At 40.9% G+C, this 21,492-nt stretch carries 26 protein-coding genes; 16 read left to right on the forward strand and 10 right to left on the reverse strand.

Annotation, left to right across the window (positions count from 1 at the left end; translation table 11 throughout):
• Positions 1–19 precede the first annotated feature (19 nt).
• Together yhaM and MKY18_RS04965 are read left to right on the forward strand one after the other, a co-directional pair.
• Positions 20–964, forward strand: a complete 945-nt coding sequence (yhaM, locus tag MKY18_RS04960) for a 3'-5' exoribonuclease YhaM (RefSeq protein WP_065098931.1) — start codon at positions 20–22, stop codon at positions 962–964.
• Positions 965–1,080: 116 nt separating this feature from the next.
• Positions 1,081–1,311, forward strand: coding sequence for a sporulation YhaL family protein (locus tag MKY18_RS04965; protein WP_044140681.1), 231 nt, complete (start codon positions 1,081–1,083; stop codon positions 1,309–1,311).
• A 53-nt stretch (positions 1,312–1,364) separates the two neighbouring features.
• On the opposite strand, the gene MKY18_RS04970 is transcribed toward MKY18_RS04965, so the two are convergent.
• A complete protein-coding gene (locus MKY18_RS04970; protein ID WP_044140682.1) occupies positions 1,365–2,267 on the reverse strand; it encodes a peptidylprolyl isomerase in 903 nt (300 codons plus the stop codon).
• Positions 2,268–2,428: 161 nt separating this feature from the next.
• On the opposite strand from MKY18_RS04970, the gene MKY18_RS04975 reads away from it, so the two are divergent.
• Together MKY18_RS04975 and MKY18_RS04980 are read left to right on the forward strand one after the other, a co-directional pair.
• Positions 2,429–2,515 (forward strand): YjcZ family sporulation protein, encoded by an 87-nt coding sequence (locus MKY18_RS04975; protein WP_008361129.1) that lies wholly within the window; start codon positions 2,429–2,431, stop codon positions 2,513–2,515.
• A gap of 145 nt (positions 2,516–2,660) precedes the next feature.
• Positions 2,661–2,750, forward strand: coding sequence for a YjcZ family sporulation protein (locus tag MKY18_RS04980; protein WP_017360317.1), 90 nt, complete (start codon positions 2,661–2,663; stop codon positions 2,748–2,750).
• A 53-nt stretch (positions 2,751–2,803) separates the two neighbouring features.
• Here the strand turns inward: MKY18_RS04980 and MKY18_RS04985 are convergent, their stop codons facing one another.
• Together MKY18_RS04985 and MKY18_RS04990 are read right to left on the reverse strand one after the other, a co-directional pair.
• Positions 2,804–2,989 carry a hypothetical protein gene (locus tag MKY18_RS04985; protein ID WP_072368131.1) on the reverse strand — a complete coding sequence of 62 codons (186 nt, stop codon included), beginning with the start codon at positions 2,987–2,989 and terminating at the stop codon, positions 2,804–2,806.
• Between the two features lie 82 nt (positions 2,990–3,071).
• Positions 3,072–3,590 carry a DUF3267 domain-containing protein gene (locus MKY18_RS04990; protein WP_003210901.1) on the reverse strand — a complete coding sequence of 173 codons (519 nt, stop codon included), beginning with the start codon at positions 3,588–3,590 and terminating at the stop codon, positions 3,072–3,074.
• A gap of 233 nt (positions 3,591–3,823) precedes the next feature.
• Between MKY18_RS04990 and MKY18_RS04995 the strand changes: the two genes are divergently transcribed.
• Positions 3,824–4,171: a YhaI family protein gene (locus MKY18_RS04995; protein ID WP_044140684.1), complete on the forward strand. Its 348-nt coding sequence runs from the start codon at positions 3,824–3,826 to the stop codon at positions 4,169–4,171.
• On the opposite strand, the gene MKY18_RS05000 is transcribed toward MKY18_RS04995, so the two are convergent.
• Together MKY18_RS05000 and MKY18_RS05005 are read right to left on the reverse strand one after the other, a co-directional pair.
• Entirely contained in the window at positions 4,146–4,769 is a 624-nt protein-coding gene (locus tag MKY18_RS05000; RefSeq protein WP_044140685.1) for an HTH-type transcriptional regulator Hpr, read from the reverse strand. The genes MKY18_RS04995 and MKY18_RS05000 overlap by 26 nt on opposite strands.
• 187 nt (positions 4,770–4,956) lie before the next feature.
• On the reverse strand, positions 4,957–5,313 hold the full coding sequence (locus MKY18_RS05005; protein WP_007497160.1) for a YtxH domain-containing protein: 357 nt from the start codon (positions 5,311–5,313) through the stop codon (positions 4,957–4,959).
• 128 nt (positions 5,314–5,441) lie between these two features.
• Between MKY18_RS05005 and MKY18_RS05010 the strand changes: the two genes are divergently transcribed.
• Positions 5,442–5,633, forward strand: coding sequence for a hypothetical protein (locus tag MKY18_RS05010; RefSeq protein ID WP_003211362.1), 192 nt, complete (start codon positions 5,442–5,444; stop codon positions 5,631–5,633).
• Positions 5,634–5,682: 49 nt separating this feature from the next.
• Here the strand turns inward: MKY18_RS05010 and MKY18_RS05015 are convergent, their stop codons facing one another.
• From MKY18_RS05015 to MKY18_RS05025, 3 genes are all read right to left on the reverse strand, one after another.
• Complete coding sequence (locus MKY18_RS05015) at positions 5,683–6,201, reverse strand: tryptophan transporter (protein WP_003212065.1); 519 nt, start codon at positions 6,199–6,201, stop codon at positions 5,683–5,685.
• Positions 6,202–6,326: 125 nt separating this feature from the next.
• A complete protein-coding gene (serC, locus tag MKY18_RS05020; RefSeq protein WP_044140686.1) occupies positions 6,327–7,406 on the reverse strand; it encodes a 3-phosphoserine/phosphohydroxythreonine transaminase in 1,080 nt (359 codons plus the stop codon).
• Between the two features lie 162 nt (positions 7,407–7,568).
• Positions 7,569–7,997, reverse strand: a complete 429-nt coding sequence (locus MKY18_RS05025) for an HIT family protein (RefSeq protein WP_003212458.1) — start codon at positions 7,995–7,997, stop codon at positions 7,569–7,571.
• Positions 7,998–8,484: 487 nt separating this feature from the next.
• On the opposite strand from MKY18_RS05025, the gene MKY18_RS05030 reads away from it, so the two are divergent.
• The 4 genes from MKY18_RS05030 to MKY18_RS05045 all read left to right on the forward strand — a co-directional run bounded on the left by MKY18_RS05030 (position 8,485) and on the right by MKY18_RS05045 (position 12,460).
• Positions 8,485–9,225: an ABC transporter ATP-binding protein gene (locus MKY18_RS05030; RefSeq protein WP_003212171.1), complete on the forward strand. Its 741-nt coding sequence runs from the start codon at positions 8,485–8,487 to the stop codon at positions 9,223–9,225.
• Complete coding sequence (locus MKY18_RS05035) at positions 9,218–10,438, forward strand: ABC transporter permease (RefSeq protein WP_065098928.1); 1,221 nt, start codon at positions 9,218–9,220, stop codon at positions 10,436–10,438. The genes MKY18_RS05030 and MKY18_RS05035 overlap by 8 nt, the downstream gene beginning before the upstream one ends.
• A gap of 53 nt (positions 10,439–10,491) precedes the next feature.
• Complete coding sequence (locus MKY18_RS05040) at positions 10,492–11,199, forward strand: EcsC family protein (RefSeq protein WP_065098927.1); 708 nt, start codon at positions 10,492–10,494, stop codon at positions 11,197–11,199.
• 110 nt (positions 11,200–11,309) lie between these two features.
• Positions 11,310–12,460 (forward strand): IS3 family transposase gene (locus MKY18_RS05045; RefSeq protein WP_185108217.1). Its coding sequence is split into 2 segments (ribosomal slippage): positions 11,310–11,583 and positions 11,583–12,460, totalling 1,152 coding nucleotides; the frame shifts between segments, so codons are not numbered across the junction.
• A gap of 56 nt (positions 12,461–12,516) precedes the next feature.
• Here MKY18_RS05045 and MKY18_RS05050 read toward each other — a convergent pair.
• Positions 12,517–13,704, reverse strand: coding sequence for a M20 family metallopeptidase (locus tag MKY18_RS05050; protein WP_065098926.1), 1,188 nt, complete (start codon positions 13,702–13,704; stop codon positions 12,517–12,519).
• 282 nt (positions 13,705–13,986) lie between these two features.
• On the opposite strand from MKY18_RS05050, the gene MKY18_RS05055 reads away from it, so the two are divergent.
• Positions 13,987–14,139: a hypothetical protein gene (locus MKY18_RS05055; protein ID WP_223252843.1), complete on the forward strand. Its 153-nt coding sequence runs from the start codon at positions 13,987–13,989 to the stop codon at positions 14,137–14,139.
• A 261-nt stretch (positions 14,140–14,400) separates the two neighbouring features.
• On the opposite strand, the gene MKY18_RS05060 is transcribed toward MKY18_RS05055, so the two are convergent.
• Entirely contained in the window at positions 14,401–14,886 is a 486-nt protein-coding gene (locus MKY18_RS05060) for an antibiotic biosynthesis monooxygenase (RefSeq protein ID WP_044140691.1), read from the reverse strand.
• A 127-nt stretch (positions 14,887–15,013) separates the two neighbouring features.
• Between MKY18_RS05060 and MKY18_RS05065 the strand changes: the two genes are divergently transcribed.
• The 5 genes from MKY18_RS05065 (at position 15,014) to MKY18_RS05085 (ending at position 21,491) form a co-directional block, all read left to right on the forward strand.
• On the forward strand, positions 15,014–17,149 hold the full coding sequence (locus MKY18_RS05065; RefSeq protein WP_065098925.1) for a PBP1A family penicillin-binding protein: 2,136 nt from the start codon (positions 15,014–15,016) through the stop codon (positions 17,147–17,149).
• A gap of 124 nt (positions 17,150–17,273) precedes the next feature.
• Positions 17,274–18,332: a uroporphyrinogen decarboxylase gene (gene hemE / locus MKY18_RS05070; protein WP_185107607.1), complete on the forward strand. Its 1,059-nt coding sequence runs from the start codon at positions 17,274–17,276 to the stop codon at positions 18,330–18,332.
• 32 nt (positions 18,333–18,364) lie between these two features.
• The gene (gene hemH / locus MKY18_RS05075; RefSeq protein ID WP_050945387.1) at positions 18,365–19,303 is read left to right on the forward strand and encodes a ferrochelatase; all 939 of its coding nucleotides are present in this window, start codon (positions 18,365–18,367) and stop codon (positions 19,301–19,303) included.
• Between the two features lie 22 nt (positions 19,304–19,325).
• Positions 19,326–20,738, forward strand: coding sequence for a protoporphyrinogen oxidase (gene hemY, locus MKY18_RS05080; protein WP_217012978.1), 1,413 nt, complete (start codon positions 19,326–19,328; stop codon positions 20,736–20,738).
• A gap of 174 nt (positions 20,739–20,912) precedes the next feature.
• Positions 20,913–21,491 (forward strand): TetR/AcrR family transcriptional regulator, encoded by a 579-nt coding sequence (locus tag MKY18_RS05085; RefSeq protein ID WP_034620016.1) that lies wholly within the window; start codon positions 20,913–20,915, stop codon positions 21,489–21,491.
• The last annotated feature ends 1 nt before the right edge of the window (position 21,492 follow it).

Consider the following 21,492-nt stretch of genomic DNA (forward strand, 5'->3'; position numbering starts at 1 on the left):
TGGAAGGAGCTTTTATTGAATGGCTAAAGGGATCATGACCTATGATGTCGGCGAACAAGTTGACCTGCATTTATTAATTAAATCATCTACTAAAGGGATTGCGAGTAATGGCAAACCATTTTTAACGTTAATTCTTCAAGATCAAAGTGGAGATATTGAGGCGAAACTATGGGATGCGAAGCAGAATGATGAACAAACCTATGCCGCGCAAACCATTGTGAAGGTAGTAGGCGATATTCATCATTATCGCGGGAGGAATCAGCTGAAACTTAGGAATATACGCCCTGTTGCTGAAAATGAGCAAATTCGAATTGATGATTTTCTCGAAACAGCTCCTATTCCAAAACATGATATGATGGATACGATTATGCAATATATCTTTGATATGAAAAACCCTAATTTACAGCGTGTCACAAGGCATTTGCTGAAAAAATATGGACAGGAATTCGCTGACTATCCAGCAGCAACAAAAAACCATCACGAATTTGTCTCTGGTCTTGCTTATCATGTAGTGTCCATGCTGCATTTGGCTAAATCGATTGTTGACTTATATCCATCATTAGATCGAGATCTTTTATATTCAGGCATCATTCTTCATGATTTAGGAAAAGTCAAAGAGCTTTCAGGCCCAGTCTCAACCACCTATACGGTGGAAGGGAATTTAATTGGTCATATTTCGATTATGGTGACAGAAATTGCGAAAGCTGCAGAAGAGCTGGGTATTGACTCAGAAGAAATTCTGATTTTACAGCACTTAGTACTGAGTCATCATGGAAAAGGAGAGTGGGGCAGCCCGAAACCACCAATGGTGAAGGAAGCCGAAATTCTCCACTATATTGATAATTTAGATGCGAAGATGAATATGATGGATCGTGCGCTTGAGCATGTGAAGCCAGGAGAATATACAGAACGTATTTTTGCGCTAGAGAATCGTTCATTTTATAAACCAACCTTTCACGAATAACCATGTCAAAACGTCCGCTTCTGCGGGCGTTTTTTTCATAACTTGTCTTCTTTTTGCATAAGCATGTAACACAAGGGAAGAGAGAGCTGTTCTGAAAAAAAGGAGGCGATGAAAAAATGTTGTTTTTTCCATGGTGGGTGTATGCATGTATCATTGGCATTATTTTCTGTGCGTATAAATTAATGACAACGGCCAAAGAGGAGCAAGAGATTGATCAATCCTTTATTGAAAAGGAAGGAGAAATTTTTATCGAGCGAATGGAGCAAGAAAGAGAGCGCAGACGTCAGGGGCAGCAAATGAAAAGATCCCAGGATACGGCGGCACATGAAGATCACTCGATTGCTTAATCAGGTGATATAAAACCCCCTCTGCCCAATCACGGCAGAGGGGGTTTTTGCGATTACTGGTTTTGTTGAGATTGTTGATTTTGTGCAGGTTGTTGATCTTGTGCAGGTTGTTCAGATTTTTCTTTGAACGTGTTTTCAAGCTCTTTATCTTTTACTTTCACATCTGCATCTTTCACCAATTTGTTTAAGATGGTTTGGATTTCATTTGTGTCTGCTTGTTTTTGATTAAGTAGTTCTTTTTTCAAGTCTGCTTTCATGTCATCGTATTTACCGCGTTCTTCGGTCTTTTTAATGATATGGTAGCCGAATTGTGATTTCACTGGTTTGCTGATTTCATTCACTTTTAGTTTAAATGCAGCTTTACTGAAGTTCTCGTCCATTTGACCTTCTTTTGCGAACCAGCCTACATCTCCGCCTTGTGCAGCTGAAGCGGTATCAGTTGAATATTCAGACACAACAGCATCCCATTTTTCACCTTTATCTAATTTCTTTTCCACTTCGTCAGCTGTTTTCTTATCAGCTACTAAAATGTGGCTTGCGCGGATTTTCCCTTTTAGGTCATCGTAATACGCTTTTACTTCTTTATCAGTGATTTTGATGTTAGCTTTGGCAGCCTTTTGAGTCAGCAGCTCATATTTCACTTGATCTTTGATGTAATCTTTTCCGAATTCATCTTGAAGTTGTTTTAAACGATCTTCACCAAGTGTCTTTTTATATTCTTCCATTTTCTTATCAATTTCTTTATCAGATACTTTGTATTTGTCAGCAAGAACCTTTTGTTGAACAAGTAGATTTAAAGCATCTCCACCTGCTTGTTTCTTAAGAGTCGTATAAAGCTCTTCTTTTGTGACATCTCCTGATTTTGTTGTTGCGATGACATCTTTATCACCACTACTGCATGCGCCAAGAGTTAAAACACTAACTGCTGTTACAGCTGCTAAAGCCATTTTTTTCATTCAAAAAACACTCCTAATCTTTCCAATTTATTTATCATTGCTTGTATCATAACATATTGTGACACGCTGTAAAAAGAAATGCAAATGGAAGGGCATTCGTCTAGTCAAAAATTTGCGCGCTACATACACATATAGTGATCACAAAAAGGAGGCTGAATTATATGGGAGCAGGATATTCTAATGGGTTTGCTTTATTGGTCGTGCTATTCATTTTGCTGATCATCGTTGGTGCAGCATATCTTTACTAATTAAATCGCCGTGACAGAAAGGAGCCGTCCTGCCATGCGTGCGGGCGGTTCTTTTTTCAAACGATGACAGGTGCCTAAACGTTTTCAATTTTATAGCATACACTGAGCTTAGAACAGAGGAAGAACTGGCAGGAGGTGTTTTTACATGGGAGGAGAAGTCTTCGCTGGCGGTTTTGCACTAGTCGTCGTGTTATTCATCTTATTGATCATTATCGGTGCATCTTGGATTTGCTAATTAATCAATATACACAAAAAGCTGCCCTCAAACTGGCAGCTTTTGCTTTGATCTTAAATAGATATGGTAATTTCAACAAATGATGAGATCAGTAAGATCAGTATCGATACATTGATAAAGCGAAACACCTTATCTTGCCGTTCTTCAGGAATCTCTCTGACAAGGCATAATGTATTAGTAAGCCTGTTTATTGAATACACAATAAACGCGGCAAAGACGATGAAGTAAAATAAAACTATCGGAGATCCCCCCTCTCTATGCTATTCCCATACTACATTACCAAATTTTTTATGAAAAAGATAGAAGTTGGCTTTAAAAACCTCATGATGAGGATGTTTGGTCAACTAAAATATCAAACTCGTCTTGGGCTTGATCGATGATGCAGGATTTAGGTGCTTTGAGCAGTTTCCATGCAAATAAAAAGTCAGGCAAACAATAGCCTGCATGAATACTTGCGATGATGATAAAATAGTGTGCATACATTGGAAACGCCACACCTAACACAAAGTAAACCGGTGAAATCACACAAAATGGACTGAGAAGTGAATAAAGCATGATGTTCTTTGGTACACGTTGCCAGCAATTTCGTTTAAATAGCGTCATTTTTTTCTTGTTTTTCATCACTGGGATCAAGTGAACCACACGGTGGACAAGCAATGTCACAAGTAAAAGCATAGCAAAAAGCGGTGCGTTGTGACTGCTTAGTCTCGTTTCAGGATGAGTCAGTTGAAAACATAAAAAAGCCGTAATGAAAAAAAGTATAGCAAGGCTGATGGCTGAAATCAGCAGTCTTGTATAACCATAATCCTTTTCAAGATTAATGGTCTTCCAACAATTCATTTTTCATCCTTCCAATCTTAAAAAACTAATTGAATATCTCAAGATAATTTACTCTTCCTGAAGATAAAAATCAATGGTTTTCATGAAAAAAAATAAAATGTTGTGTTCATATGGAATAAAGAGAGGAAACTTTGGATTTTTCAAGAAAAAAAGACAGAAGAGGGAGGTTCGTCTCTTTCGTCAATGAGTAATTTCGGCTAGAATAGAAAGACTAAGAGAAAGAGGGAACGTACATGAGTATTGAGGAACGAATGAGCCAGCTCGAATATTATATGGAACTTTTGCTGACGGCGACCGATATGAGCCGTTATCCATATTATGCATTATTGATTAGGCAGCGGGTATCGAAAGAAGAGGCGCAGGAAATTGAGCGTATTTGTGCTGAGCTTTCAGAGGAAATGGACAAGCAAAAAGCACAAGGCTACGTCATGTTTGACGATATGCTTGCGCTTTTTGCAGGACAGTTAATTGAAAAGCTGGATGTGCATGAGACGATATTTGCATTGCATGATCAAGGGCTGTTTCAGCCGTTGATGAATGAATTTATAAAGATCATTAAACAATTTGATTTGCTTTATTAGCCGCTTTTTCTGCTGCATCAGCTGAGTCTTCAAGTTCCTCAGGTTTTTTCGTGACTTTTCCTCGCTCATTCAAAAAGTCCTTCTCGATGTTTGAAAACGATTTCTCAAAAATCTCCATGAAGTCCTCACCATAGATGTTTCGGATAATACACATCATTTCTAAAATCTCAGGGAACTTTCCGTAAATGTCATGAAGCGGCTGTGCGCCTTTGACAATACCAGTTCGTGCCGGGTCATAATCTTCGAGTAGTTTATGGAATGTCTCTTCGCCTTTTGGCGTTAGCTCAATATACGTATTGCGTTTATCGTTTAACTTTTTAGAAAATTTTAAAAATCCTCGTTCCTCGAGTTTCTTGGAGAAGTTAAACGCCGTTGATACATGCATGACGCCAAACTTTGCAATTTCTGATATTGAAGCTCCTTTTAATTGATACGCAATCCACAAAATATGATGTTCATTGATATTTAGGTTATACGGTTTGATCCACTGCTGCCAGTCCTTTTCAATGGATTTCCAAAGAGCTTTGCTCAATTGGGCCATTCTTTGACTGAATAAAAGTGCTTCTTTTACATCGAAAGGCTGTTCCGAATGATTCATCCATTTCACCTACTTCTCTTTTTCTTGTAATTCTATTATGCCAATAAAATAAAGATTAATAAAGCTGAAAATTCAAGAATTTTTAAAACTCATGAAAAACATTGACAAAATAACCTTTTTTCAACAAAAAAAGTGCGGGATACGCACCCCGCACACTTTTGTAAACGAATATTTTTTCTTGAGTATATTAGTTTTGTAAGGTTTTCTCCAATTGCTTGAGTTTTTCCTCAATTTCCTGAATTTCCTTTTGCAAGTCCTGCTGGTGAGGTTTGATTTCTTCACGCCATTGCTGAATCGATGTTTGTAATTCAGTTCCGACTTCTTTAATGACCTCTGCGCTTTCTTTTGCTGTTTCAACAATTTGTTCTTTTAAAGCTTGTCCATCTCTTTTTAATCTTGTCAGCGTATCTTCAAATTTGTCATAGCCGTCTTTCATCTTTCCGCGCACATCTCTGCCAGAAGAGGGAGTCGTCAGGAGCACTGCCGCACCTCCGAGGAGACCGCCTACAAATAATCCTGTTAATAAAGAACGTCCACTAGCCATTCAAATCACCTCTAGTCAAATTTTACACATTCGCATGTTCTCTCTGAGCTGACGATCAGCTTCATTGAACTTCCATACATAGCTTGCTTTATTTTAGCATACTTTTGAAGAAAAGGGAGGGGAGAAGGTTGTCTGTCTTTCTGTTCGTTTTTACGTGTATCGGTGTCGTTTTTACAGGTGGTTCTATTCATTATGCAAGACAGCTGGGGTATGCAGGGTCTTATCCGCCAAAACATGTATTAAAGCAAAAAGCACTTGTGTGTGCGGCAGGTGCAGGAATTTCGCTCCTCATTTTGCTGTTGACCCTTTTTCTTTTATAAAAGCATGAAAAAAACCTCTTCATCTATTATGAAGAGGTTCGATTATTCGTTAAGCAACTTCTATCATTCTTGCACGTCTAAGAATGGACTGAGCAATTGGGAAGACAAATACCATGGCAATGGTATTAATCACGGCTGCTGGCAGGACGACGCCTACAAGAAGTGCCGGTAATGCAGCTGGCAGTCCAGTGATCAGTAATGCGGCAGATAGGAAAATCACGCCGGATACGATGGTTCCAATCGCAGTTAATACAGCGGTCAGCACTACTTTGTTCTTTATCTTCATGCAAGATAAGAAAAGGGCTAAGAAGATAAAGGCTGTCACTGGTTTATCAATCATATTTGGAATTTGTCCGCCTGGGAAACCCGTTGTTAATGCAGAAATGGCGCCTGTTACGAGGGCAATAACCACTACATGCTGTACCTTTGGGAAAAGGATGATGCTTAAAAACATCATGACCAGCATCATATCAGGTTTCATTCCGAAAAAGATGGGCGGGAAAATCGTATGCAAAACAGCTCCCATTGCTGCAAGCAATGACATAATGACTAATTCTTTTGTTTTCATTTCTATGCTCTCCTCTGCTAAGCTCTTAGAACTCTCCAATAATATGGCTCATCATTTATTGCAAGAGTCATCACTTTATATTTCTCGTTATTATAACAAATTTATTTCTCTATAGAAAAGCTTTTTCACTCATTTTCTTGCTGGAACTTTTTCATAAAGTCCGCAAGCTTTTGGCAGTCTTCAATCGATACCGCATTGTAAATAGATGCTCTGCATCCACCGACAGAACGGTGGCCGGCAAGTCCAACCATTTGTTCCTGCTTTGCTTTCTCTACAAAGGAAGCAGTGAGCGCATCATCACGAAGGGTAAATGTGACATTCATATGCGACCGGCTGTCAGTGCGTGCGTGTCCTTTGTAAAAACCGCCGCTTTGATCAATTGTGTCATAGAGAATGCCTGCTTTTTGTTCATTGCGTTTTTCCGCTGCTTCTACGCCGCCAGCCTGTTTGACATGCTCAAGGACAAGAGACAGCATATAAATCGCAAAAGTCGGTGGTGTGTGATAAAGAGAGCCAGCTTTTGCGTGTGTTGAATATTTTAATATTTTCGGTGTGCTGCTTTTCTCTTTTTCTAATAAACGTTTGCGCGCGATCACAATCGTGATACCAGAAGGCCCTAAGTTTTTTTGTGCCCCAGCATAAATGAGATCAAATTGAGAAACATCGATTTTTTTGCTGAGAATATCACTAGACATATCCGCAATGAGTGGTAATGATGTACCAGGGAACGTTTTCCACTGAGTGCCGAAGATCGTATTGTTTGATGTGATGTGTAAGTAAGCGCCATCTGTTAAACCGGAGGCATCTACTTCTGGAATATACGAGTAGTTGTCGTCTTCACTTGAAGCAAACACAGATGTTTCACCAAACCCTTTTGCTTCTGATAATGCTTTTTCTGACCAAGCGCCTGTTTGAATGAAATGAGCCGTTTCGTCTTCATGTAAGAAGTTCATAGGAATCATCGCAAATTGAAGGCTAGCTCCGCCCTGTAAAAAGAGGACTTCGTAATCTTCAGGAATGTCCATCAGTTCCACCAACAGTGCTTTTGCTTTATTGTGGACTTCTTCATATTCACCGCTGCGATGAGACAGCTCCATCACAGACATTCCAGTTTGTTTAAAATCAACAAGTTCTTCCTGTGCCTTTTCAAGCACTTCTAGCGGCAGTGCCGCCGGACCAGCATTAAAATTCGTCGTTCGCTTCATCACAATCTCTCCCTATTTCTCGCGTTAATGGATCAAAAGATAAAACCATCCTATCACAAATTTGAAGCAATTGGACAAAAAATTTGAATCGTTCTAAATATCTTACTATTAAGAGATGGAGGGGATAAAAAAGGGGGGCAGAAATAAGAAAAACCTCATCTATTAAGATGAGGTAAGCCGCGTATGAATGGCAGAAGAAATCTCTTTTAAATCCTCTGACGTGTATTGATCTTGATGTGATTTCCATACGGCACCAAAGCCATCGCCTTTGCCGTAACGCGGAATGATATGCATGTGGTAATGGAACACAGATTGTCCGGCTTTTTCGCCGTTGTTGTTTAAAAGGTTTAATCCAATGGGTTCAAATTCCTGTTTGATGGCTCTTGCAATTTTCGGAATCGCTTGGAAGTAGTGATTAGACACTTCTGGTGTCATTTCGTAGATGTTTTCTTTATGTATTTTCGGGATTACAAGGGTATGCCCTTTTGTTACTTGGCTAATATCTAGAAAAGCCAATACATGCTCGTCTTCATATACTTTTGCACATGGAATGTCTCCATCAATGATCTTGCAAAAAATACAATCGCTCACATCATGTCACTCCTCAATCATTTTCCTTCATCGTATCATAAAAATGAGCAAAAAAGAAAACAGGACAAGCGAACTCCTTTGGTCGCTCATCCTGCTCCTGCAGAAGAAATGCTGATGCTTTCATTCGATATGCCTTTTGAATTCTCTATTTACTGAAATAAAGAATTCATATGCCTGCTATTTCTGCCGTAAACACCTCATTTGACGTTTTGGTTTGTCGTATACATATTGTATAGGACACAAAAATCAAGAATCAGTGAAGCAAAACAGAAGCTAAGGTTTTTAGATGAAAAACCAACTTGTCATGCGGTTCTTTGCCTTTAACAAACACCTCATTTACTTATTGGTCATCAAGTTCATTTCTTCTACAAACAATATGATGACCAAGATGCCTATTTTTTATTCATGACTTGTTTATAGGTAAACATTTCAAATTACCTTTCGTTTTTGTTACTATAAAGGAAAAACGAAAGAAAGGAACGAATTCATGTCCCTTCTCACTGTAAAAGATGTAACGGGTGGATATACGAAGAATCCCGTTCTAAAAAATATCTCATTTGAATTAGAAAGAAATCAAATCGTCGGTCTCATCGGTTTAAACGGGGCGGGGAAAAGCACAACCATTCGCCATATCATCGGACTCATGAAACCGCATAAAGGTGTCATTGAGTTGAATGGACGAACCCTTCAAGATGATCAAGAGGCGTATCGCTCGCAATTTACATTTATTCCAGAAACACCTGTATTATATGAAGAATTAACTTTAAAAGAGCATTTAGAGCTGACAGCGATGGCTTATGGACTATCAAAAGAACAATTAGATGAACGGCTGCCGTCATTGCTGAAAGAATTTCGAATGGAGAAACGTTTGAAGTGGTTCCCTGCTCATTTTTCAAAAGGAATGAAGCAGAAGGTCATGATTATGTGTGCGTTTCTTGTTGAACCAGAACTGTATATCATCGATGAACCGTTCTTAGGGCTCGATCCTCTTGCGATTAATGCACTGCTTGAACGGATGAATGCTGCAAAGAAAAACGGCGCTAGTGTCCTGATGTCAACGCATATCTTGGCGACAGCAGAACGCTATTGTGATTCCTTTATTATTTTGCACGAAGGGGAAATTAGAGCGAAAGGAACACTGACAGAGCTGAGAGAACAGTTCAATATGAGAGATGCGACACTCGATGATCTTTATTTGGAATTAACAAAGGAAGAAAGCTATGAGTAAAACGACGCAAAGCATTTGGAAATCCCGATTAGAGGAACACATACAAGATACAAGAAAATATTTAAAATACATGTTCAATGATCATCTTGTCATTGTGCTCATTTTTTTCCTTGCAGGCGGAGCGAGCTGGTATAGTAACTGGCTCAAACAAATTCCAGGTCATTTTCCATCCTACTGGGTCATGGCAGTTGTTTTCTCATTGGTGCTGACAAGCTCTTACGTGCGGACGTTGATCAAAGAAGCAGATCTTGTGTTTTTGCTTCCTTTGGAAGGGAAGATGGAGCCTTATTTAAAACAAGCTTTTAACTTTAGCTTCATTTCTCAGCTGTTTCCTCTCATTGCCGTATCCATTGTCGCACTCCCGCTTTATTCGGCGGTGTCTTCAGGCGGCATCAAGATGTATGTGCTTATATTGGCGCAAATGATTTTGATCAAGGGTCTGAATACAGCGATTCAATGGAGAATGACGTATTTTCAAGGAAAACAGATGAGATGGCTTGATGCAGTCCTTCGTTTTCTATTGAATATGATTTTAATCTATACCGTTTTACAGGCATCATATGCAATCGCAATTGTTTTTTATCTCATCTATGGTGTCTATCTCGTTTACTTAACGAATGCAGTCAAAAAGCAGACTTTTCAATGGGAATTGCATATTTCTGACGAATTAAAACGAAAACAGCGTTTTTATCGTTTGGCCAATTTATTTACAGATGTGCCTCATTTAAAGAAACAGGTGAAAAGAAGAGCCTATATGGACTGGCTTTTGCAGTTTGTTCCGTATGACCAGCGTAAAACTTTTTCTTACATGTATGTGAGGGCATTTTTACGATCAAATGACTATTTTGGTCTCGTGTTTAGGCTAACTGCCGTGTTTGTGCTGATTATTTTGTATACAGGTGCAGCAGGCTGGGTGGGCGCGCTGCTTGTCTTGTTCACCGTGTTCATCACAGGTGTCCAGCTTGTGCCGTTAACGAAGCACTTTGCCCATCTTTCATTACAGGCACTTTATCCTGTTGCTCAGCAAGAAAAGGATCGGAGCTTTTTTGTTCTCGTCCGTAACGTGCTCATCATCCAATCGATATTGCTAAGCTGTTCAGTACTACCGGCAGGAGGATGGCAGGGAAGTGGACTTGCCCTTCTGATTTCACTGGCATTTGTGCTTGTCCTCTTCAAGCCTTACGTACTCAGTCGATTAAAAAAGATGCGATAAGCAGAGATATGTTTCTGACAGCGAGCGTATGATGACATCAAGGAGGGGACCGGATGAATGCAGCTGAACGGGAGTTATATGAAGAAGCCATTCTTTTTCAAACACGATTTTTAAGAAGACCTTCAAAGGTTGAACGGTTTTCAAAAGGAGTTCAGCAGCAGGTGAACCGCCGAATCCCTGCCAGGTTTCATCAAGTCATCACAAGTGCGGTCAAAACAATGGTTGAATCCACCGTATCAGGATCTCACTTCACTTCATTTTCAGTCATTGATGAGCAATTATCCATCATTGAGCGAAATGAACTGGCAAAGGAGAAAGTGAAGTACTATCAAAAGGCAGCTGCGATCGAAGGAATTGGAACAGGTGCAGGTGGTATTTTGCTCGGTATGGCAGACTTTCCGCTGTTGCTTAGCATCAAGATGAAATGTCTTTATGAACTGGCATGTATTTATGGCTTTGATTTGTCTCAAAAAGAGGAAAGACTCTTTTTGCTCTGTATATTTCAACTCGCCTTTTCCGGCAGTACACATCGTCAAAAAATGATGAGCATCATTGATGATTGGGAAACGAGCCGTGAGAAAATGGATTGGTACAGCTTTCAGCAGGAGTATCGAGATTACATTGACCTAGTGAAGCTGTTTCAATTAATGCCGATTGTCGGAGCCGCTGTTGGCGGTGTGGCAAATCATCACCTGACAGGACAGCTCGGAGATGTCGCTCGTCATGTGTTTCACTTACGGGTGTTGAAAGAAATGAAATAGAAAAGCCGCTGTTTGGGAACTGACCCCATAAGATGAGACAAATAAAAAACACCTTCAAGTTTGAAAATGGATCGTTGTGATCCGAAATAAAACATGGAGGTGTTTTTTCTATGGGGACAAGAGTGAGTTATCCGGTTGAAGTCAAACAGAAGGCTGTAGAAATGAGATTGGCAGGCGTACCTATGAAAGAGATCATGCAGAAATTGAATATCAAGAATAAGACGCAGGTTCAGACATGGGTGAGGTGGCATAAGGCTGGGGATACACACCGGTTCGAACAGCCTGTTGGAAAACAATATACCTATGGAAAGGGTCCCGAGTACTCTTCCGAATTAGAGAGACTGCAGGCAGAAAATCGCTATTTGAGTCAACAGAATGAAGTTTTAAAAAAGTACAACGAATTGGAAAGGAAGTTGATAAGGAAACGTCAATCAAACTGGTAGAAGAATTGTGCAAAACGATGACGGTACAGGACATCTGTGTCCATTTAGGCATCTTACGTACTTCGTATTATAGATGGAAAAAGGATCTGACTCAGAATCATTCTAAAAGACAACTAGAGAAACAGGTCGGCACGTTGTGCCGAAAGCACAAATATCGATATGGTTATCGAAAAATCACAGCTATACTAAAAAGGAGAATGCGTATTAACCATAAAACTGTTCAACGCATCATGCAGAAAAACCAGTGGCAATGCCGGGTTAAAATGAAAAAGCGTAAGAAGAATGGGCAGCCCTATGCCGTGGCCAGTAATATACTGGATCGGAACTTTCAGTCTGATCGCCCTCTTGAAAAACTAGTAACGGACATCACGTATTTGCCTTATGGACAGAAACAATTGTACCTTTCCAGTATATTGGATTTATATAATGGAGAAGTGATTGCTTTTACGATTGGTGATAAGCAGGACACAGACTTTATCTTAAACACACTTAATCAGCTCCCAGCACTGCCTGAGAATTGCGTGTTACATAGCGATCAAGGTTCTGTGTATACATCTTACGAGTATCAGAAAGCTGTTCATATAAAAGGCATTACCATGAGCATGTCCCGTAAAGGGACGCCCGCTGATAATGCCTCCATCGAATCGTTTCATTCCTCACTAAAGTCTGAAACGTTCTATCTTAACAGGATTGACCGCACTACGACCAGCATCGTAGAACGCACTGTCAAAGAATACATTTATTATTATAACAACATCCGTATTCAAACGAAACTAAACAACCAATCACCGATAAACTATCGGCAATTGGCTGTATAAAGGTGTTTTGATCCCTGTCTCAAAAACGGGGGTCAGTCCCTTGCCAGCGGCTTTTTTTATTCATCGTAGGAAAGGACAGCACGGGCGAGTACCTTTGCTGCGATAGGCATTGCTTTTTCGTTGATATCAAACTTCGGGTGGTGATGAGGATACGTGTCTTCGCTGTTTTCCGGCATGGCGCCTGTGTAAAAGAAGGTTCCAGGGACATGCTGAAGGTAGTAAGCAAAATCTTCTCCGCCCATTTGGGTTTCGGCTTCTATTACTTCTGTGACACCATCTGTTTGTTTTGCGATGTCAGCAATAAATTCAGTTGGCTTTGGATGATTTTTGACAGCAGGGTATCCTCTCACATATTCATATGTGTAGCTTGCATCATGCATGTCGCACACCCCTTTTACGACCTGTTCAATTTCTCGTTCGATGGTGTGTCGTGCACTCTCTTCAAAGGATCGTGCAGTACCAGTTAAAACTGCAGAATCTGCAATGACGTTAAAAGCATTCTCTGCCACAAAACCCCCAACAGATACAACAGCAGAATCAACTGGATTGACTTTACGGGCAACGACTTGCTGCAAGTTTGCGACGATTTGTGAACCGATGAGTACAGCATCTTTCGTTAAGTGAGGTTGGGCACCGTGTCCGCCTTTTCCCTGAACTCGGATAGAGAAGCGGTCGGCAGCTGCCATAAAGTTCCCGCTTTTATAAAGAACCGTGCCACAAGGCTCTGGAGACCAAAGGTGCGTCCCGAATATGACATCGACACCGTCTAAGCAGCCGTCTTCGATCATTGGTTTTGCACCGCCTGGCGCATATTCTTCTGCGTGCTGATGAATGAGGACGATTTTCCCTTTTAATTGATCACGGTGCTCATTCAAAATTTTCGCTAAGACAAGTAGTGTCGCTGTGTGCCCATCGTGTCCGCAGGCATGCATCACACCGGGCTTTGTCGATTTGTAAGGCACTTCCTTTTCATCATGGATAGGAAGTGCATCGAAATCAGCCCTGAGGGCAATCGTCGGCCCCGAAGAAGCTCCTTCGATAAAGGCGAGTACACCATGGCCGCCCACCTGTGTACGTGTTGGTATATGTAATCTGTCATAGTAGCTGGCGATGAAAGCGGCTGTTTCTACTTCCTGGAAAGAAAGTTCAGGATTCATGTGGAGATGGCGTCTAATTTCAACCATTTCCTCATAATGTTCATCAAGATGTTCATTGATGCTTTTTTGTAAAGTGGATATTGTCATTGATTTGAAAACCTCCTTCATGCTCTTTTACTGATTGTATGGTAATTGTTAGAATCTTTCAACAGAAGAGGATGTCGTTTGCGCATCAAAAGGTCATTTTACATAAAAGTCGAAGTTGCTATGAAGCGGGGAAAGGGAGGAATTGTATTGGGAAGCTGTCCAAATTGTTCGAAAACGTTTTCTTACGTTGAAAAGTTTCATTTATCACATACGAAAATGATGATGTGTCCAAGCTGTCGGCATCAAATCAAAGAAACCATTGTATCAAAAATGAGTTTTTTCATGATCTGTTTGATTCCGCTATTGGTGATGCTCATTCAATTGAAAGGGGCTTCACCTATGTTGAAGTGGCCGATCTTATTAGGATGGATCCTATTGAATTTATATGTAATTCAGCCGATCATTCATCGGTACGAGCTGACATCACGACGATAAAATGAAGAGCCCAGCGATTGGGCTTTTCAGCGTGTAGACAAACCCTCGCATTCGGTGTCAGGTCTGCGCTCCGGTGCTCACGAATAATCAATTCGCTCCACTCCGGTGCTCGTCCTTCCTAGACTGCAAAGGTTTTCTATCACGCTGAAAAGAAGACAAAGGGCTAAAATAAAGATCATTTTAGCCCTTTGTCAACAATCTGAAAAGCCCAGCGATTGGGCTTTTTTTCATGAAAAAAGAAGTGCTGAAAGCAGCACTTCCTTAATTGTCTGTAACGGCATGATAGGATGTGAGATAAGCAGGACGAGAGAAGATGGAGCCAGTATCATCGTTTGGCTGAAAGAAAGCTTCTGATTCTTGAAAGTCTTCAAATAAGTCCTCTGATTCCCAGAGTGTCATAATCAAATACACTTCTTCATCTTTTTTCGGTCTTAACACTCGAAGAGCCTTGAAGCCCCGCTGATGTTCTGAGATGTTCGTCTTCTTCTGAAAAGTAGATTCAAACAGTGCTCTACTTTCAAGCTTCACAGGGATATGATTCAAGGTGACGAAGCCAGAATGGACTAGCTCGCCTTTCGCATAAATCACATCATAGGCATGAGGGGCTTTAAAAACAGTCTCACCCTCCGTCTCATGGAAAAGAGCTGCTTGTTCTTTTCCGACCATATAAAGCAGATTTTCCTGATCGTGTTTTTTTGCGATTTTATGCAAGAAATCTGCTGTTCCATAAGTCATATAGACATTCATCTAAACCGCCTCCTGCTTGATAGTATAACAAAAGAATGATATATAATTCTTTGGTAGTCAATCCATAAAACATATTATGAAGCCATACATCCCATACTATCCGTATAAAGGAATGAGGTGACCTAATTTGAAGAAAAAGAAGATAATCATTCCATTAGTCATTGCAGGAAGTACAATCGTGCTTTCATTTATTGGCTATCTGACCATTTTATTTTTAGGACATTATGTCATAGATGAAAAGAAGCTTGTATTTCACGCTTCATCCCAAATCATTGATCAGAATGGAAAAGAACTCACAAGTATGTATTCAGAAAATCGGGACCCTGTGTCAATAAAGGATGTACCTGATAAAGTAGCAAAAGCCTTTGTGGCTGTTGAGGACAAGCGGTTTTATGAGCATCATGGAATTGATGCGCAGTCAATTTCAAGGGCGGTTTATCGAGATATATTAGCAGGTGGAAAGGTAGAGGGCGGTAGTACAATTACTCAGCAGCTCGCAAAAAATATTTTTCTCACAAATGACAAAACCTTTCTGCGAAAAACAAAAGAAGTCATCATTGCCATTAATTTAGAAAGAGATTATTCAAAGGATAAGCTGCTCGAAATGTATTTGAATCAGCTTTACTTCGGTCATGGCGTCTACGGTATCCAAGCAGCAGCCAATTATTACTTTAGTAAAGATGTGAAAGATTTAACGGTCAGCGAAGGGGCTACACTCGCTGCGATGCCAAAGGCGCCGTCTACTTACTCGCCTGTTTTACACCCTGATAAAAATAAACAAAGGCGGGACACGATTCTTAACTTAATGAATGAGCAAGGATATTTATCATCAACAGAAACAGTAGAAGCAAAAGGGAGAACACTAGGCATTCATTTGAAAAAGAAATCAGAAACGCCTTGGGTCGATAGCTATGTCGATCTCATCATTAAGGAAGCTGAATCAGAGTATGCCATTTCACATGAGCAATTGCTTCAAGGTGGTTATACCATTACAGTTCCGATCGATATGAATCTGCAAAAGGTCACCTACGATGCGATGAAAAACAACCGTTATTTCCCGGGAAAAAGCGGTTCTCCTGAAAGCAGTGCCATCTTTATTGATAATGAGTCTGGCGGAGTAAAAGCAGCAATCGGAGGACGAGAATATCAAGCGAGGGGCTATAACAGGGTGACTGCTGTTAGACAGCCTGGATCTGTTTTCAAGCCGATCGCGGTATATGGACCTGCGCTGCAGGAGAAAAAATTCCGACCTTATTCCCTGCTTGAAGACGAAGAAAAAAGCTATGACGGTTATTCACCAAAGAATTACGATGGACAGTATGAAGGCAAGGTCACGATGGTGGAGGCCCTCATGAAAAGTAAGAATACAGCAGCGGTGTGGACATTAAGCCAGCTTGGTATTGATACTTCGAAAACATATCTCGAGAAAATGGGAATCGATATTTCGGATCAAGGACTTGCGATAGCCCTTGGCGGTTTAGAAAAAGGGGTTTCTCCACTTCAAATCGCGGGAGCTTTCCACACATTTGCCAACGAAGGCGTATATAAAAAGCCTTTCTTCATTCAGAAAATCACCAATGATGAAGGAGAAACGGTAGAGAAAAATCGCAGTAAGCCAGAACGAGTGTTCAGCGTGCAGAATGCTTGGAATATGACAAGAATGCTGCAGCAAGTCGTCAAAGGCGGAACAGCCCAGAGCGGTTCGTATGCTGGAGATTTAGCAGGTAAAACAGGCACGACCACATATTCAGGTGTGAAGGGTGCAACAAAAGATGCTTGGTTTGCCGGCTATACGCCAAGTACAACGGGTGCGATCTGGATGGGGTATGACAAAACCGATAACAGTCACTATTTAACTGGCGGAAGTCAATACCCAGTGCAGCTGTTTAAGGATATTTTAACGGCAGCCCAAATAACGAATGAAAAGTTTAAAAAACCAGAGGGGATTAAAGAACTTCAAGCGCCAATTCATTTAGAAGGACTTTCTGGATTTGAAGCCCGCTATGTGTTTAAAATCAAAGGATTGTTTACATTAGAGCTGTCTTGGGACAAGCAGGAGGATAAACGCGTTGAATACCGCATCTATGAAAAGAGAAATGGAAGCGAAACGCTGATTGACTCAGTGACAGGCACAAATAGCTACACAATGCCGTATGCCAATGTGTTTTCAGATGCGGAGTATAAGGTGGTTCCATATAATACCCAAACGCAAGAAGAAGGAGAAGGCAGTCCATATGTCAAGCCAGAGGCTTTTGGACGTTAATATTCGGCGATTTTTTGAACAATGAGCCGGTTTAGTATACCGTGCCTTGAAAAAGCGGTATAGTAAAAGCAGTGTTTGAGCCTTATACAAAGAGAGTGTAAGGCGAAAGGTGGAATGAAAGGTAATGGGAAAAACGAAGGCTTTTAACGACACGTTCTTAAAGGCGTGCAAAGGGGAAAAAACAGACCATGTACCAGTTTGGTATATGAGGCAGGCAGGACGCTCACAGCCTGAATATCGTGCCCTTAAAGAAAAGTACGGGCTATTTGAAATTACGCATCAGCCAGAGCTATGTGCTTATGTAACACGACTTCCTGTAGAACAATATGGTGTAGATGCCGCGATTTTATATAAAGATATTATGACCCCGCTTCCAGCTATTGGAGTGGACGTTGAAATTAAAAATGGCATTGGACCTGTCATTGATTCACCAATTCGGACAAAAGCAGATATCGAACGTCTTGGGGAACTTCATCCTGAAGAAGACCTGCCATATGTGCTTGATACGATTCAGCTTTTAACGAAGGAGCAGCTGAATGTACCGCTCATCGGTTTTGCTGGTGCACCATTTACGATGGCTAGCTATATGATTGAAGGCGGCCCGTCTAAAAACTATCATAAAACAAAAGCGCTCATGTACAGTGAGCCTGAGACATGGATGCTGCTCATGAACAAATTAGCTGATATGACGATCACGTACATACGCGCGCAGGTAAAAGCAGGGGTCAGTGCATTTCAAATCTTCGACTCATGGGTGGGCGCTTTAAATGCAGCGGATTACCGGACATTCATTAAACCTGTCATGCAGCGAATTTTCACAGAGTTGAAGAGTGAAAATGTACCAATGATCATGTACGGAGTTGGTGCAAGCCATCTTTTGAAAGATTGGCATGACCTGCCGCTAGACGTCGTTGGACTTGATTGGCGAATGAGTGTAGACGAAGCGCGAAAAGAAGGGCTCACAAAAACGTTACAAGGAAATCTTGATCCAACGATCTTACTTTCTCCTTGGGAAGTCATTGAAGAAAGAGCAAAAGACATATTAGATCAAGGGGTGAAATCAGATCACTTCATCTTTAACTTAGGTCATGGGGTATTTCCAGATGTTTCACCAGATACGTTAAAGAAGCTGACCGATTTTATTCACGACTATTCAGCTAAACATAAAAAATCATCCATCTAAACTATTTCAATTGATCTGAAGGAGTGTTGGTTGTGGAGAAAAAGAAAATGGGGCTTCTTGTCATGGCATATGGCACCCCATATAAAGAAGAAGACATTGAGCGTTATTATACACATATTCGTAGAGGCAGAAAGCCTGAGCCGGAAATGCTGCAAGATTTAAAGGATCGCTACAAGGCAATTGGCGGTATTTCTCCTTTATCAAAAATTACAGAGCAGCAGGCACATGGTTTGTGTGAGCACTTGAATGACATTCAAGACGACATTGAATTTCATGTGTACATTGGCTTAAAACATATCGAGCCTTTCATCGAGGATGCAGTTGCTGACATGCACAAGGACGGCATGACAGAAGCTGTGAGTATCGTTTTAGCGCCGCATTTCTCTACCTTTAGTGTGAAATCATATAACAAACGTGCACAAGATGAGGCAGACAAGCTCGGCAATCTACAGATTACGTCTGTTGAAAGCTGGTACGATGAGCCAAAGTTTGTGGACTATTGGGTGAAGCAAGTGAAGGATACGTATGCATCAATGAGTCAAGAGGAAAGAGATTCCGCGGTACTTATTGTGTCTGCACACAGCCTTCCTGAAAAAATTATTGCAGCAGGAGATCCATATCCTGATCAGCTCGCACAATCTGCCAAAATGATTGCAGAAGGTGCGGGAATTGAACACTATGAAATTGGCTGGCAAAGTGAAGGCAATACGCCGGATCCATGGCTAGGACCAGACGTACAAGACTTAACGCGGGACTTATTTGAACAAAAAGGCTATCAAACATTCGTGTATGTGCCTGTTGGTTTTGTCGCTGATCATCTTGAAGTGTTATACGACAACGATTATGAATGTAAAGTCGTGACAGATGAAATTGGTGCAGCCTACTATCGTCCAGAAATGCCAAATGCGAAACCAGCATTTATTGATGCTCTGGCAACAGTCGTATTAAAGAAGCTTGACGAAAGCAAGTAATCATATAAAAGAAGGCGATCCTATGCATGACAATCAAAAACACCTTGTCATCATTGGCGGTGGCATCACTGGTTTAGCCGCCGCCTTCTATTTGGAAAAGGAAGTCGAAGAAAAAGGTCTTCCGATTCAAATATCACTTATTGAAGCGAGCCCTAGGCTAGGTGGAAAAATACAAACATTATATAAAGACGGCTACATCATTGAACGTGGACCTGATTCATTTCTAGAAAGAAAGGTCAGTGGGCCGCAGCTGGCAAAGGATGTCGGTCTGACCGATCAGCTCGTCAATAATGAAACTGGGCAAGCGTATGTACTAGTCAATGAAAAGCTTCACCCGATGCCAAAGGGTGCTGTTATGGGGATTCCAACTCAAATCAGCCCATTTATTACAACTGGTCTTTTTTCAGTTGCGGGAAAAGCAAGAGCAGCGATGGATTTCGTGTTGCCAAAAAGCAAGCAGACCGAAGATCAGTCGCTTGGTGAATTTTTTAGAAGACGTGTGGGTGATGAGGTCGTTGAGAATTTAATCGAGCCGCTTTTATCAGGCATTTATGCAGGGGATATTGACCGCCTGAGCTTAATGTCCACCTTCCCGCAATTTTATCAAACAGAACAGCAGCATCGCAGTTTGATTCTTGGGATGAAAAAATCACAGCAGCATGCGAAAGCGCAGCAAGTGACTGCGAAAAAACAAGGGCAGTTCCAAACGATCAATCAAGGATTGCAGTCGCTTGTGGAAGCAGTAGAAAGTAAGCTCAAGCTGACAACGGTGTATAAAGGGACAAAAGTAAAACAGATTGAAAAAACGGATGGGGGCTATGGCTTGCAATTAGACAGCGGTCAAACGCTTTTTGCCGATTCAGCCATTGTCACGACTCCGCATCAATCGATTTATTCCATGTTTCCTAAAGAAGCAGGGCTAGAGTATTTGCATGACATGACCTCTACTTCTGTTGCAACAGTAGCACTCGGTTTTAAAGAAGAGGATGTTCATAATGAATATGACGGCACTGGTTTTGTCATCTCAAGAAACAGTGATTTCTCTATTACGGCCTGTACATGGACAAACAAAAAATGGCCGCATACCGCTCCGAAAGGAAAAACGCTATTGCGTGCGTACGTCGGAAAAGCTGGTGACGAATCGATTGTCGAGCAGTCAGACAGTCAAATCGTGAGCATCGTGCTCGAAGATTTAAAGAAAATCATGGATATTAAAGCAGATCCAGAATTGACGACAGTGACTCGCTGGAAGACAAGTATGCCGCAATATCACGTCGGTCATCAGAAAGCTATTTCGAACATGCGAGAAACGTTTAAGCAATCATATCCTGGTGTTTATATCACAGGTGCCGCTTTTGAAGGTGTCGGAATCCCTGATTGTATTGATCAAGGAAAAGCTGCCATCTCAGAGGCTTTATCGTACCTATTTGCATAAAAAACGACTCCCTTTTCTGTCATGGAAAGGGAGTTTTTCATGATCGAATCATTCAAAAAGAGTTGGGAATCATAAATGTGAACAAAGTTGTTGCATCTGGGGAAAAGGATATGGTATATTACTTTCTGTACTTAATGACCAAAACGTTCAAATAGTCATTTCGGGAGTGAGATCATGAGTGTTGATAGGAGACAAATGATTTTAGATGGTGCGACGAAGGCATTTACTCAATTCGGGTATAAAGCGACCACAATGGACCTTGTGGCAAAGCTTGCCAACGTCGGAAAAGGAACCATTTATACATTTTTCAAAAACAAAGAAGAGTTGTTTGATGAAATTTTCACATCCCTTTTACTAGAGATGAGGAAAATTGCGGATGAGGCAATTGATGAGAAGAATAGTTTCTCTGAAAACCTTCACTTAGCACTCTTTGCAATTTTAGAATTTCGAAAAAACCACCAGCTCACAATTAAGATTTTTCAGGAAAATGCAGAGCTTGGCACGTCAGCGGTCAAGGAAATGATCGAAAAAATGGAGCAGATGATCATTCGCTATATCAAAATGAAAGTACAAGAAGCGATGGATAAAGGCGACATTAAGCCTTGTGATCCTGAATTGACTGCATTTGTGATGGTGAAACTATATATTGCACTGATTTTTGATTGGGAAAAGCGATACGAGCCTTTAACAAAAGAAGAGGTAGCCGAATCGCTGGAGCTTTATGTCTTAAAAGGACTATCTGCAACAACATAAT

Origin of the sequence: Bacillus sp. FSL R7-0672 (assembly GCF_038601465.1) — a bacterium.
Lineage (GTDB): Bacteria > Bacillota > Bacilli > Bacillales > Bacillaceae > Bacillus > Bacillus pumilus.